General features: G+C 58.2%; 15 protein-coding genes. 6 read left to right on the top strand and 9 right to left on the bottom strand.

The features are described from left to right. A partial coding sequence (locus QZ766_RS16975) for a helix-turn-helix domain-containing protein (RefSeq protein ID WP_297204026.1) occupies window positions 1–120 on the bottom strand: 120 nt, incomplete at its 3' end. 106 nt (window positions 121–226) lie between these two features. Here QZ766_RS16975 and QZ766_RS16970 point away from each other — a divergent pair. Further along, window positions 227–475: a helix-turn-helix transcriptional regulator gene (locus tag QZ766_RS16970; protein WP_297204018.1), complete on the top strand. Its 249-nt coding sequence runs from the start codon at window positions 227–229 to the stop codon at window positions 473–475. Window positions 476–536: 61 nt separating this feature from the next. Here the strand turns inward: QZ766_RS16970 and QZ766_RS16965 are convergent, their stop codons facing one another. The 3 genes from QZ766_RS16965 to QZ766_RS16955 are packed head-to-tail and all read right to left on the bottom strand — an operon-like array spanning window position 537 to window position 2,367. Next, window positions 537–1,079 (bottom strand): acireductone dioxygenase, encoded by a 543-nt coding sequence (locus tag QZ766_RS16965; protein WP_297204016.1) that lies wholly within the window; start codon window positions 1,077–1,079, stop codon window positions 537–539. Next, window positions 1,076–1,762, bottom strand: a complete 687-nt coding sequence (gene mtnC / locus QZ766_RS16960; RefSeq protein WP_297204014.1) for an acireductone synthase — start codon at window positions 1,760–1,762, stop codon at window positions 1,076–1,078. Before mtnC ends, QZ766_RS16965 begins: the two co-directional genes overlap by 4 nt. Continuing rightward, window positions 1,759–2,367 carry a methylthioribulose 1-phosphate dehydratase gene (locus tag QZ766_RS16955; protein ID WP_297204013.1) on the bottom strand — a complete coding sequence of 203 codons (609 nt, stop codon included), beginning with the start codon at window positions 2,365–2,367 and terminating at the stop codon, window positions 1,759–1,761. The genes mtnC and QZ766_RS16955 overlap by 4 nt, the downstream gene beginning before the upstream one ends. A gap of 106 nt (window positions 2,368–2,473) precedes the next feature. On the opposite strand from QZ766_RS16955, the gene QZ766_RS16950 reads away from it, so the two are divergent. Next, complete coding sequence (locus QZ766_RS16950; RefSeq protein ID WP_297204011.1) at window positions 2,474–3,634, top strand: pyridoxal phosphate-dependent aminotransferase; 1,161 nt, start codon at window positions 2,474–2,476, stop codon at window positions 3,632–3,634. Window positions 3,635–3,638: 4 nt separating this feature from the next. Here QZ766_RS16950 and dsbG read toward each other — a convergent pair whose 3' ends face one another. Beyond that, the gene (gene dsbG / locus QZ766_RS16945; RefSeq protein WP_297204009.1) at window positions 3,639–4,385 is read right to left on the bottom strand and encodes a thiol:disulfide interchange protein DsbG; all 747 of its coding nucleotides are present in this window, start codon (window positions 4,383–4,385) and stop codon (window positions 3,639–3,641) included. 382 nt (window positions 4,386–4,767) lie between these two features. Between dsbG and ahpC the strand changes: the two genes are divergently transcribed. Together ahpC and ahpF are read left to right on the top strand one after the other, a co-directional pair. Then, window positions 4,768–5,331: an alkyl hydroperoxide reductase subunit C gene (gene ahpC, locus QZ766_RS16940; RefSeq protein WP_297204007.1), complete on the top strand. Its 564-nt coding sequence runs from the start codon at window positions 4,768–4,770 to the stop codon at window positions 5,329–5,331. A gap of 240 nt (window positions 5,332–5,571) precedes the next feature. After that, on the top strand, window positions 5,572–7,137 hold the full coding sequence (gene ahpF, locus QZ766_RS16935; RefSeq protein ID WP_297204006.1) for an alkyl hydroperoxide reductase subunit F: 1,566 nt from the start codon (window positions 5,572–5,574) through the stop codon (window positions 7,135–7,137). A gap of 54 nt (window positions 7,138–7,191) precedes the next feature. Here ahpF and uspG read toward each other — a convergent pair whose 3' ends face one another. The 4 genes from uspG to dcuC all read right to left on the bottom strand — a co-directional run bounded on the left by uspG (window position 7,192) and on the right by dcuC (window position 10,562). Beyond that, window positions 7,192–7,620 carry a universal stress protein UspG gene (uspG, locus tag QZ766_RS16930; protein WP_297204004.1) on the bottom strand — a complete coding sequence of 143 codons (429 nt, stop codon included), beginning with the start codon at window positions 7,618–7,620 and terminating at the stop codon, window positions 7,192–7,194. A gap of 127 nt (window positions 7,621–7,747) precedes the next feature. Beyond that, the gene (rnk, locus tag QZ766_RS16925; RefSeq protein ID WP_297204002.1) at window positions 7,748–8,158 is read right to left on the bottom strand and encodes a nucleoside diphosphate kinase regulator; all 411 of its coding nucleotides are present in this window, start codon (window positions 8,156–8,158) and stop codon (window positions 7,748–7,750) included. A gap of 137 nt (window positions 8,159–8,295) precedes the next feature. Then, window positions 8,296–9,102 carry a ribonuclease I gene (rna, locus tag QZ766_RS16920; protein WP_297204000.1) on the bottom strand — a complete coding sequence of 269 codons (807 nt, stop codon included), beginning with the start codon at window positions 9,100–9,102 and terminating at the stop codon, window positions 8,296–8,298. A gap of 86 nt (window positions 9,103–9,188) precedes the next feature. Continuing rightward, window positions 9,189–10,562, bottom strand: coding sequence for an anaerobic C4-dicarboxylate transporter DcuC (gene dcuC, locus QZ766_RS16915; RefSeq protein WP_297204024.1), 1,374 nt, complete (start codon window positions 10,560–10,562; stop codon window positions 9,189–9,191). 683 nt (window positions 10,563–11,245) lie between these two features. Here dcuC and QZ766_RS16910 point away from each other — a divergent pair. Together QZ766_RS16910 and QZ766_RS16905 are read left to right on the top strand one after the other, a co-directional pair. After that, entirely contained in the window at window positions 11,246–11,647 is a 402-nt protein-coding gene (locus QZ766_RS16910; protein WP_297203998.1) for a DUF2946 domain-containing protein, read from the top strand. A 53-nt stretch (window positions 11,648–11,700) separates the two neighbouring features. Then, window positions 11,701–12,036: a copper-binding protein gene (locus QZ766_RS16905; RefSeq protein ID WP_297203995.1), complete on the top strand. Its 336-nt coding sequence runs from the start codon at window positions 11,701–11,703 to the stop codon at window positions 12,034–12,036. The last annotated feature ends 12 nt before the right edge of the window (window positions 12,037–12,048 follow it).

Below are 12,048 nucleotides of genomic sequence, written 5' to 3'. Positions count from 1 at the left end.
CAGCGCGTTGGCCAGCGTGGATGAGGAGAGGCCCGCATCGCGCGACAGCGCGGCAAGGCTGGTTCCCTTTTTCTTCACCGCGGCGATGATATCCGCCGGGTGCCAGTTGTGTTTCTCCATCGCGTTTTCCTTACGAGTCGTCGTTACGCCATCAATTATCCCTTTTTGGGATAATAACGCAATCGGGAGATATTCGATTTCGGGATATTTATACGGAATCGAACTTATGCCTTCAGTCTACTCAGACGACTATCAGCGGACGATCGCCGCGCTCAAGGCGGCGCGGAAAGCGCGCGGTATTACTCAGGCCAGCCTTGCACAGGCGTTCGGCAAGCCGCAGTCGTTTATCGCGAAAGTGGAAAACGGCGAGCGCCGGCTGGACGTGGTGGAGTTCGTCAGGCTGGCGCGGCTGGTGGGCATTGAGCCTGCGGCGGCGCTGGCGGATATTGGCCGCGGGGCGCCGCTGGCTGAATAGGAAGGTTGAGGACGCCGGGATTTGCGCAGGGCGGCCATTCCCCAGCGTACCGGGGGAAACGTCATTCCAGCGTCGGAAAACCGGCGGCAATTGCGCTGCCGGTGAACTTCGCCACCCAGCCTTCCGGATTATCGAAAATGCGGATGGCGGTGAAGTTCGGCGCGGATCCCATGTCAAACCAGTGCGGCGTACCGGCGGGGACGGAAATCAGATCGTTTTTTTCGCACAGCACCTGATACACCTCGCTGCCGATATGCAGGCAGAACAGGCCCGCGCCCTCGACAAAAAAGCGCACTTCATCTTCGCCGTGGGTGTGCTCGCTGAGGAACTTCTCGCGCAGCGCGTCTTTATTGGGATTGTCCGCCCGCAGACTGATAACGTCCCAGCTCTGATAGCCGTTTTCCGCCACCAGCCGGTCGATGGCGTGCTGGTAGGCGCTAATCACGGCTTCGTTGGTCGGTGTTTTACCGAGATCCCGGTCGGCCTGCCAGCGCTCAAAGCGCACACCTCTGGCGCTGAGGCGCTGCTGGATCTCCGCTCCGCGGGTGCTGTGCCAGACGGGTTTGTCGGGGCAGCTGTCGGAATAAATAGTTAAGGCGCTCATAAGATCTGCTCCGGGTGAATGTGGTCGAAACGGGAAACTTGCGGATGCTGGCTTGCCGGGTCCGCGTCGTCGCGAATTAGCTGTAGAGTATGTAAGCCCGCTTCCCGGGCGGCGTCCAGCTCCTGATGAATATCAGACAAAAATAGAATCTGCTCAGGCCGCAGGGCCAGCGCCTGGGCGATGGCCCGGTAAGACCCGGCGTCGCGCTTGGCACCGGTGCGGGTATCAAAATAGCCGCTGAACAGCGCCGTGATATCGCCCGCGTCGCTGTAGCCAAACAGCAGCTTCTGCGCCGCTACCGAGCCGGAGGAGTAGACGTAAAGATCGATGCCCTGCGCCTTCCACGCCCGCAGGGCAGGTGGGACGTCGGGATAGAGGTGGCCGGTAAAGGCGCCGCTCAGGTAGCCTTCGCGCCAGATATGCCCCTGCAGTGCCTTCAGCGCGGTAGACTTGCGGTCTTCATCCATAAAGCCGAGCAGCACCTTGGTGAGCGCGGCCGTATCAGCGTGCGGCTGATCTATTTCCCGGCGTAAATCCGCCAGAATGCCGCTGACCGGCTCGGCGTGCTGCTGTTCGGCAACCAACGCCGGCAGGCGCTCCCGGGCGAAGGGAAACAGTACGTTGTGGACGAAGCGAATATCGCTGGTGGTGCCTTCAATATCAGTAACAATAGCGCGGATCATGCTTTCTCCAGCAGGCGCAAGCGCAGCTCGCACTCAAATAAAAACTCCAGCCCTTCCAGATGGCGGCGGGCCTCGGCAACGTCGCGTCCCCAGCAGGTAAGACCGTGGCCGCGCAGCAGAAAACCGTACTCCAGGGCGTACCCGGCCTCCGCGATGCGGCAGGCGAGGGCGCCGATGTCCTGATCGTTGTCGAACAGCGGCAGGCGCACCTCGTCCAGGTGCGTACTCTGCCCGCGCAGGGACTTCTGCATTTCATAGCCCTGCAGGACCAGCTCCGGGGATCTCTCAAGGCGCGACAGCACCGTGGCATTGACAGTATGGACGTGGAGCACCGCGCCCGCCTGCGGGAACAGGCGATAGATAAGCGTATGCAGCCCCGTTTCCGCCGATGGCCTGCGGCCGGCAGGCGCGGCGCCGGTAGCGATATCGACCGGAATGAAATCCTCTGCCGTCAGGCTGCCTTTATCTTTGCCGGATTCGCTCAGCCAGCAGCGGGTATCACTTTCGCGCACCGACATGTTGCCGCCGGTAGCGGGCGCCCAGCCCCGGGCACCTATCCAGCGGCAGGCGTCAATCAGGGCGTCGAGTTGCGAACTGTCGTGCATTTACCTACCTCTTGGCTGCATTTAGACGTCTAAGCGTCTTGATTGCCAAATACTAACATCGTGTTATAGTGGCATCAACATGCCAATGACAACTGGTTTACAACCTATGAGCGACTTCTCCCCTATCCCCGAAAGCAAGCTGCCCGCGCTGGGCACCACTATTTTTACGCAGATGAGCGCTCTGGCGCAGGAACACGGGGCGATTAATCTTTCCCAGGGCTTTCCCGATTTTGACGGGCCGCAGTATCTGCAGGAGAGGCTGGCCTGGCACGTTGCCCGGGGAGAGAACCAGTATGCGCCGATGACCGGCGTCGCGGCGCTGCGCGAGGCCATTGCCGATAAAACCGCCAATCTTTACGGCTACAGGCCGGATCCTGCCACGGACGTCACCGTTACCGCAGGCGCCACCGAAGGGCTGTTTGCGGCAATCACCGCGCTGGTGCGCGAAGGAGACGAGGTTATCTGCTTTGACCCGAGCTATGACAGCTATGCGCCGGCGGTACAGCTTTCCGGCGGCGTGCTGCAGCGCATCGCTCTGCAGCCACCGCAGTTTCGCGTTGACTGGCAGGCGTTTGGCGGACTCATTAGCGCGCGTACCCGGCTGGTTATCCTCAACACGCCGCACAATCCGTCGGCCACCGTCTGGCGTAAAGAGGATTACGACGCGCTGTGGCAGGCCATCGGCGAGCGGGAAATTTATGTCATCAGCGACGAAGTGTACGAGCACATCTGCTTTGCCGCAGAAGGGCATGCCAGCGTGCTGGCCCATCCGCAGCTGCGCCAGCGGGCGGTGGCGGTATCGTCATTTGGTAAAACCTATCATATGACCGGCTGGAAAGTGGGCTACTGCGTGGCGCCGGCGGCCATCAGCGCCGAGCTGCGCAAGGTTCATCAGTATCTGACATTCGCCGTCAACACCCCGGCCCAGCTGGCGCTGGCGGACATGCTGCGCCACGCGCCGGAACACTACCGCGAACTGCCCGATTTTTATCGCGCGCGGCGGGACCTGTTTATTCACGCGCTCGGCAGCACCCGGCTGGAAGTGCTGCCCTGCGAAGGCACCTATTTTCTGCTGGCGGACTACAGCGCGATTTCCGATCTCGACGACGTGAGCTTCTGCCGCTGGCTGACGAAAGAGGCAGGCGTCGCGGCGATCCCGCTGTCGGTATTCTGCTCTGAACCCTTCCCGCACCGGCTGATCCGGCTGTGTTTTGCCAAGCAGGAGTCCACGCTGCTGGCGGCGGCAGAGCGGCTCAGCCGGCTGTAAGCGGCTATTTGTCGCCCATCATCGCCTGCAGGTTCTCCGCTTCCGGCAGGCCCACCACCTGCTGCAGCATCTGCTGGTCGTTGAGGTAGTAAATGGCGGGCGTGGCGTTGGCGCCGAGGGCGTCCATCAGCTTCTGGTTATCGTTAAGCACCTTCATCTGGGCGGGCTGGACGGCGGCTGGGATATTCAGCTTTAGCTTGCCGCCGGACTGCTCGTAGTCGTGCCAGGTTTTGGCCGGATCCTGACTGGTGAGGATCGCCGCAGCCGCCGCCGGGCTTTCCGGTTTGATAACCCCGACCATCAGCGTGCGCAGCTGCACTTTACCGGCTTCCACCCACGGACGGGCCTGCTGCCAGAACTGCTTGCAGTAGGGGCAGAAGGGGTCTGCAAATACGTAGATAACGCGCGGCGCGTCTTTTTTCCCGTCCAGGATCCAGTCTGCTTTTTCCATCTGCTGCCACAGCGCCCGGCCCTGGGGGCCGTAGAGCTCTTTTTGAATCATCTGCTCGCTGAGATTATCGCCGCTGGCGTTATACATGTAGCCGGAGATAGCCTGCTTGCCGTCCGGGGTGAGGTAAATGGTGACGCCCATGTCCTGATATTTGCCGAGATAACCCTTCATGCCGCCCGGCGCGTCAAACGATTTGATGATTGTAATGCCCTGTTTTTCAATTGCTTTAACCGGAGCCGGAAGCTCATCGGCCAGCGCGAAGGCGGGAAGCAGGCAGCAGGCAAGCGCAAAACGTGACATGGTAATTCCTTGTAAAGTTTATGGATATGGCATTGTGAATGGCAGAACCTATCACAACCATAGAGAAGACCTACAGACAGCGCAATTGCTCTTCTATAAGGTGGGTGTGGTAATCCCTGCTGCCTGCATGGCCTTGGATAGGATGATGCAGGTGCAATGCACCGCCAGACTGACTGGCGCTGAACTCTCTGAGGAGCTTCAGGTAATGGGGTCGCTGCCGATAGCGGCCTTTTTTACCTCTGGCCCGCTTAAATTCAGTTAAATAATGTCGCTTTGGTCTGGCTGTTAGCTAACGCTTATTGATTCGATAATGGAAACGCATTAGCCGAATCGGCGTGAGTTAGTTAATGTAGACCTCAACGAAAACACGGAGGAAGTACAGATGTCCTTGATTAACACTAAGATCAAACCTTTCAAAAACCAGGCGTTCAAAAACGGCGAATTCGTCGAAGTGACTGAAAAAGACACCGAAGGCCGCTGGAGTGTGTTCTTCTTCTACCCGGCTGACTTCACCTTCGTTTGCCCGACCGAACTGGGCGACGTGGCTGACCACTACGAAGAGCTGCAGAAGCTGGGCGTAGACGTTTACTCTGTGTCTACCGACACCCACTTTACCCACAAAGCATGGCACGGCAGCTCTGAGACCATCGCGAAAATCAAATATGCGATGATTGGCGACCCGACTGGTGCCCTGACCCGTAACTTTGAAAACATGCGTGAAAATGAAGGCCTGGCCGACCGCGCAACTTTCGTTGTCGATCCGCAGGGCATTATCCAGGCTATCGAAGTGACTGCTGAAGGCATTGGCCGCGACGCGTCTGACCTGCTGCGTAAAATCAAAGCCGCTCAGTACGTTGCATCCCACCCGGGTGAAGTGTGCCCGGCTAAATGGAAAGAAGGCGAAGCCACTCTGGCGCCGTCTCTGGACCTGGTTGGTAAAATCTAAATTCACCACCCGCTCCGCGCGACCGATGCGCTGGCCGCGTTCAATTACTCCGGGGGCATATTGAGTTCCCGGAGCTTTACAGGCCAGCCGCCATCCCGCAGCGCGAAATGCAGGTGAATTAGACTCTCAGGCGGGTGCCTCTCGCACCCGCTTAATCCCAAACACTATGATGCAAGCCGCATTCAGGCCGCTCTTACGAGCCGGCTCGCATGATGATGTTTTTTAAGCAGGAGATTAACGATGCTCGACACTACAATGAAAACCCAGCTCAAGGCCTACCTTGAGAAGCTGACCAAACCTGTTGAGCTGATTGCCACGCTGGACGACAGCGCTAAATCGGCAGAAATCAAGGAACTGCTGGCGGAAATCGCCGAACTGTCACCGAAAGTGACTTTCAAAGAAGACAACGGCCTGCCGGTGCGCAAGCCGTCGTTCCTGATAACCAACCCGGGCTCCAGCCACGGGCCGCGCTTCGCCGGCTCTCCGCTGGGACACGAGTTTACCTCTCTGGTGCTGGCGCTGCTGTGGACCGGCGGTCATCCGTCGAAAGAAGCTCAGGTGCTGCTGGAGCAGATCCGCGATCTTGACGGCGATTTCGAATTTGAAACCTATTACTCGCTTTCCTGCCACAACTGTCCGGACGTGGTGCAGGCCCTGAACCTGATGGCGGTTCTCAATCCGCGCATCAAGCACACCGCCATTGACGGCGGCACCTTCCAGAACGAAATCACCGATCGCAACGTGATGGGCGTTCCGGCAGTGTTCGTCAACGGTCAGGAGTTCGGCCAGGGCCGCATGACCCTGAGCGAAATCGTCGCAAAAGTCGATACCGGCGCCGTGAAGCGCGCGGCGGAAGAGCTGAACAAGCGCGACGCATACGACGTGCTGATCGTCGGTTCCGGCCCTGCGGGTGCCGCTGCGGCGGTTTACTCTGCCCGTAAAGGCATTCGTACCGGCCTGATGGGCGAGCGCTTCGGCGGCCAGGTGCTGGATACGGTAGATATTGAAAACTACATCTCCGTGCCGAAAACCGAAGGCCAGAAGCTGGCGGGCGCACTGAAAGAGCACGTCTCGGAATATGATGTAGACGTGATTGACTCCCAGAGCGCCAGCAAGCTGACGCCGGCAGCGCAGGAAGGCGGTTTGCATCAGATTGAAACCGCGTCCGGCGCCGTGCTGAAAGCGCGCAGCATCATCATTGCCACCGGTGCGAAATGGCGCAACATGAACGTGCCGGGGGAAGATCAGTACCGTACTAAAGGCGTGACCTACTGCCCGCACTGCGACGGCCCGCTGTTCAAAGGCAAGCGCGTGGCGGTAATCGGCGGTGGTAACTCCGGCGTGGAAGCGGCCATCGACCTGGCCGGTATCGTTGAGCACGTTACGCTGCTTGAGTTCGCGCCGGAAATGAAGGCCGACCAGGTTCTGCAGGACAAGCTCCGCAGCCTGAAGAATGTCGACATCATTCTTAACGCGCAGACCACCGAAGTGAAGGGCGACGGCAGCAAAGTAACCGGGATTGACTACCGCGACCGCGTTAGCGGCGATGAGCACCACGTTGCGCTGTCCGGCATCTTCGTCCAGATTGGCCTGCTGCCGAACACCACCTGGCTGGAAGGCGCCATCGAACGCAACCGCATGGGTGAAATCATCATTGATGCCAAATGCGAAACCAGCGTGAAGGGCGTGTTTGCTGCCGGCGACTGCACCACCGTGCCGTACAAGCAGATAATCATCGCCACCGGCGAAGGAGCGAAAGCATCGCTGAGCTCGTTTGATTACCTGATCCGCACTAAAACGGCTTAAATCAAGGCTGTTGGAAATGCGAAGAGGCTGCCGCAGGGCAGCCTCTTTTTTTGTCTAGCGCACCACCATTACCGGGATGTGCGCGTGGCGGATAACGCTTGAAGCATTAGAGCCGAGCAGGTGGGTCGAGATAGATGGATTGCGCGAGCCGATAACAATCACATCGGCCTTAAGCTCTGCGGCAAGATCGTTGACCTCGTCACGCACGCTGCCTTCGCGGACGTGAAGCTTGATGCGTGAAGGGTCGATGCTGAAGTGACCGACCATCGTTTGCAGCCGGGCGAGAGACTCATTATACAGATGCTCTTCAAAGCGCCTCAGATCGGCGGCAAAGCGGGTCATGGTCAGGCTGGCAGAGCCGGGAACCACGTGCAGCAGATGGATAATGCCGGCTCCACCGGCGAGAAACTCGGCGTGGCTAATGGCCTTATCGCCTAGCGCCATCTCAAAAACATCGACCGGCATGATAATGGTGTTGTACATCGCATTCCTCCTTGTAAGCACTGTTGATATATAAGCATATTTGAAGCTTCAGTAATGACATTCAGCTCGCAAATATTGACAGGAGGAGGCGGGCGGAAAGAGGATGGTTAACATCCTCTGGAGAGATTTAGCGGCTGAACTCGCCGGCGGCTTCCGGCTGGTAGAGCAGTTCCAGAACTTCAAGATGGGTGACGGTGCCGTTCGGCAGCGTCCAGCGGATTGTCCCGCCGACTTTCAGCCCGAGCAGGGCCGCGCCCACCGGCGCCAGCACCGAGAGCTGGGTGGTGCTGTCGTTCATCGCCGCCGGGAAAACCAGCGTGCGCACGCGCTCTTCCCGGGTGATCAGGTCGCGAAAGCGGACTTCGCTGTTCATGGTCACCACATCGTGAGGCATGGATTCCGGCGCGCACATGACGGCGCGATCCAGCTCCTCGTTTAGCGCGCTTGCCACCGGCAGGTTCGCCCACTGCGGCTGTTCCAGCAAGTGGTCGATGCGCTCGGCATCGCGTTCATTAATGATGATGGCAGGTCTGGTCATTGTTCACTCCATGTTTTCCAGTTGGCGGATCCCAAAAAAAAACCTCGCCGTTTAACGGCGAGGGTTTCAACGCTGGCATCATACTGACTGTTATCGGCGCTTTGAAGTGACCGATGTCACATTCAGCATATTCCCTATCAGTAGCCCGCTTTATCAATAACAAATGCGTTTCCGCAGTTGCCCGGATGTGGCTGAGGCAGCAGGGAGTCATCGCTGAGCGGATCGTTAATTGCCGACGCGCGCAGCGCAATCTGCATTTCGGTCAGGTAGGCCGGATTGCCGTTGCAGGTGAGCTTAAAGGCTTTGACGCTCTGCGGGCCATAGCTGCGGGCAATGGCGGCATTAAACTGGCCGCGGCTAACGGTTTTCCCGTAGTTATCGGCGAGGAACTTGCCGATGGCGCTCTCTTTGATTTCGTCATTTAAGCGCACCATCGTGCCGAAATAGGCATCCGGGTCGAAGCCGAAACAGGCGCCGTGCTTGGCATATTCGTAGCGCTCCAGGCAGGATTGTCCGCCGCTGCCCGGCATGACGTTGTTCAGCCGGTTGGCCATCTCCAGCGACAGGCCCGTTTCGGGGGCGGCGCATTTGCGGCTGGCCCGCACTTCGGGCAGGTTCGGCACCGGGCGCGTGGCGCAGCCGAAGCGCATCCAGCGGCGCTCGTCTACGCCACGGGCAGCAATTGAGTTTGGCAGACCGGGCCACAGTCCGTGGACGGTGAGGTAGCTGGCTTTGTTCGCGGGCGCTTTATCCTTGCCGCACTCGGCGGGCGGACGGTTGTGGCGATCGTACTGGCTTTGGCAAAAGCCGGTTTGCCAGGAGAGCGCCAGCACATAGCGGTCAAAATCGTCGTAGTGCTCGGCCACCAGCGGTTCAGCCTGCACGGCCTGACCCAGAAATAAAAACGCGCCAGCGCAGGCTGCCGCAATACCCTTGCGTAACATGATGTTTCCTGATTCAAATAAAATTTCCCGGAAATATTAAAGCATAAAAAAGGCGCCCTCAGGCGCCTTTTCACTGCCGGCGGCAATCAGTGAACCGCGAGGGCAGGCACCAGCACTTCCGTGGCCAGAATAACCACAATCAGGCCCACCAGCACCGGCACTGACGTGCGCTTAACGACTTCAAAGGGTGAAATTTTTGCCATCCCGGCCACGGCGACCACGACGCCGGAAACCGGCGAAATGGTGCGCCCCAGGTTGGACGCCTGCAGCATTGGAATCGACAGATAGGCCGGGTTGATACCCGAGGTATGCGCGAGTTTCGGGATCATCTCCACGAAGGCATAAAACGGTGCATTGCCTGAGCCGGTGGTCATGGCGGCCAGCATAGTGAGGATAACCAGCACCAGCATCAGAATAATACTGGCGGAGCCAAATGAGGTGGCGATGGAGATAAGGCTGTTAATAAAGCCAATGGTGCTGAGGCCCTGGGCGAATACGCCGGCTGCAACCAGCAGGATCACCACGCTGGCAAAAGCGTCCGCCATCCCGCGATAGGCCACTTCCAGACCGGAAAATACCCGCTGGGTATTAAAACCGCGCAGGAATTCCAGCACGGCCGACAGCAGGATGCAGATAACCAGAATGGTAATAATATGCAGTTCCGGGCCCCACTTGCCGTCAAAAATCAGCACGCCGGCAATCGGGGCAAACGGCAGGATGGCATAAAACGAAGGCGCGTCGGTGGTTATTTCATCTACGTCGAGCATCTCGTGGGAAATATGCTCTTTTTTATCCAGGTAGCGCTGCCAGAAAAAATGCGCAATCGCCATGCTGATAATCGCCGCAATCGAAATGGGCAGCGTCGTTTTAAAGGCGAAATCAATCAGCGGCATTTCCGCCGCCTTGGCGGCCAGCACTACGTCGCCGGAGGTTGGCGACAGAATAATCGCCGCCGGCGACGCGCAAATCGCCGCTGCGGCACCGCGGCTAATGCCAACGTTAACCATCACCGGGAACAGCGTCGCCATCAGCAGCACGCCCAGGCCGGTGGCGGAAGAGACCGCCAGTGACATCAGGCAGGCGACGAAATAGGCCGCAATCATCAACAGGTAAGGGGAGTTGATATAGCGCAGCGGTTTTGAGGCGAGCTTCACCACCATGTCGTTGGCGCCGATGTGGGTCATGTAGGCCGCAAATCCGCACAGCATCATGATCATCATGCCCAAATCGCCGCCGCGGCTCATCAGCAGGATCTTGATGTATTCAACGATGTCGGTGGCGGAATAGCCGGTGCCTGCAGCGCTGGCGGGCAGAATTTGATGCCCCATCAGGGCGCTGGCGATAAGCAGTACCAGACCGCCGACAAACAGCACGCCGGTTGCTGAATAGCCTTTAATGATGTAGCGCGCAACGCCCGCAATCACTACCACTCCTGTCAGGAGCTCAAACAACGTTAGCATCATGGTTCCCCGTACCTCAGTAGCCCAGAGGTGAATGAATCGTCACAAAATGGTCAGAGAATATGCCCAATAAGCACACAGTACTCCCTGACGGAAATCAATATACCCGTCATACTTCAAGTTGCTTATGCGTTGGCTGCATTACTCGGCTCATCCATGAGCCTCGCCCTGAAGGGCCACCGCTTCGCGGTGTTCAAATCTGTTCCGGACAGATTTGTCGTTCACCCCGGTCACTTACACCAGTAAGCTCCCGGGGATTCACTCTCTTGCCGCGTTATTCGGCCTGCGGCCTCACCCTTTCAGGGTCAGCGCAAGCGCTGCTCAAAGCATCAGAGATGCTTTGTCAAGCAACTCGAATTATTTAGGGTATATACCCGCCATACATCCAGGATTGCTTACATTGGCCTGGCGGATCATTTTTCTACCCGCCGCTCCTCACCTTCATTATTCAAGGTGTAGGATGCCGCAATAAATAGCGGGTAAGTAAAACATGAAATACCGCGGCCGCGCTCGCTTTTTCAGGTAAATAAAATGTATTTCTTGCTGCGGAATTGCTAATTCTGGGATAAATAAAATAACAAGCACGGCAGTTAACGTATTTATTAAGTAAAAATCAGAAAACTATTTCGCCTGAAAAAGTCCTTTCCGTATACTCAGGGCTCACTATTTTTACGGCTGCGCTTATGAACGCTTTGTGGCTATATCGCCTGCGCTATATTCGTCGGCATCTTGCGATGCTGCTGGTGATGCTGTGCGCGATACTTTTACAAAGCCAGCTCGCTGCCGCCGCGCACCGCTGCCAGATTAACCTGCTGGGCGAAAGCGTGGGCGTTCAGCACGCTGTTCATTTGAATGAGAAAAGCGCGCCGAAGGGGATGGGCAAAACTCTGCTGTGCGAGAAGCACTGTCTTCCCGACAGCGGACAGCAGAGCAGCGACTATCCGCCGCTGATTGCGCTGCCGGCAACGCTGAGTGTTGCGGTTATCGAACCCGATCCGCGCGCCGCCCGTCCCGCTGACTACAGACTTCCGCCTCCCGCCGCGGGGCCGCCGGCGACCATCCGGTTCTGCCGGTTCCGGGAATAACCCACCAGATACTCGATTAATTTCAAACTATTAACGATTATCTGGAGAAAACCATGTCTGTGAAATTATCTCAGGTGCCGGCCGGCATCCTGCTTTTATCCGCGTTTATATTCCCCGCGACAGTCAGCCATGCGGCTGACGTTACCAGCCTCCATCAGCCTACGGCCAGCAGCTACCGCATCAGCGGCGTGGTGAAAGCCATTGCCCCGGATGCCGTGACCCTGGCGCACGATCCTGTTCCCGCCCTGCAGTGGCCCGCCATGACCATGCCCTTCGCGCTGGCGCACGGGGTAACTACCGGCGCACTGAAGGTTGATCAGCCCGTACTGGCCGACGTCAGCCTGATCGGCGGACGCTACGTCATTACAGCAATCAGCCCGCGCGGCTGACGGGGGAACACC

This window comes from uncultured Pluralibacter sp., from assembly GCF_913775985.1.
Lineage (GTDB): Bacteria > Pseudomonadota > Gammaproteobacteria > Enterobacterales > Enterobacteriaceae > Pluralibacter.
Note: the sequence above shows the minus strand (reverse complement) of the source record. Positions and strands in the feature narration are given on the sequence as shown.

What these genes read in the sequence shown, in the direction of transcription:
- mtnC (WP_297204014.1), bottom strand. Translation starts at nt 1,762, where the DNA reads ATGATCCGCGCTATTGTTACTGATATTGAAGGCACCACCAGCGATATT.
- rna (WP_297204000.1), bottom strand. Translation starts at nt 9,102, where the DNA reads ATGTTACGCAAGGGTATTGCGGCAGCCTGCGCTGGCGCGTTTTTATTT.
- QZ766_RS16970 (WP_297204018.1), top strand. Translation starts at nt 227, where the DNA reads ATGCCTTCAGTCTACTCAGACGACTATCAGCGGACGATCGCCGCGCTC.
- QZ766_RS16955 (WP_297204013.1), bottom strand. Translation starts at nt 2,367, where the DNA reads ATGCACGACAGTTCGCAACTCGACGCCCTGATTGACGCCTGCCGCTGG.
- QZ766_RS16950 (WP_297204011.1), top strand. Translation starts at nt 2,474, where the DNA reads ATGAGCGACTTCTCCCCTATCCCCGAAAGCAAGCTGCCCGCGCTGGGC.
- dsbG (WP_297204009.1), bottom strand. Translation starts at nt 4,385, where the DNA reads ATGTCACGTTTTGCGCTTGCCTGCTGCCTGCTTCCCGCCTTCGCGCTG.
- dcuC (WP_297204024.1), bottom strand. Translation starts at nt 10,562, where the DNA reads ATGCTAACGTTGTTTGAGCTCCTGACAGGAGTGGTAGTGATTGCGGGC.
- QZ766_RS16965 (WP_297204016.1), bottom strand. Translation starts at nt 1,079, where the DNA reads ATGAGCGCCTTAACTATTTATTCCGACAGCTGCCCCGACAAACCCGTC.
- rnk (WP_297204002.1), bottom strand. Translation starts at nt 8,158, where the DNA reads ATGACCAGACCTGCCATCATCATTAATGAACGCGATGCCGAGCGCATC.
- QZ766_RS16910 (WP_297203998.1), top strand. Translation starts at nt 11,246, where the DNA reads ATGAACGCTTTGTGGCTATATCGCCTGCGCTATATTCGTCGGCATCTT.
- ahpC (WP_297204007.1), top strand. Translation starts at nt 4,768, where the DNA reads ATGTCCTTGATTAACACTAAGATCAAACCTTTCAAAAACCAGGCGTTC.
- QZ766_RS16905 (WP_297203995.1), top strand. Translation starts at nt 11,701, where the DNA reads ATGTCTGTGAAATTATCTCAGGTGCCGGCCGGCATCCTGCTTTTATCC.
- uspG (WP_297204004.1), bottom strand. Translation starts at nt 7,620, where the DNA reads ATGTACAACACCATTATCATGCCGGTCGATGTTTTTGAGATGGCGCTA.
- ahpF (WP_297204006.1), top strand. Translation starts at nt 5,572, where the DNA reads ATGCTCGACACTACAATGAAAACCCAGCTCAAGGCCTACCTTGAGAAG.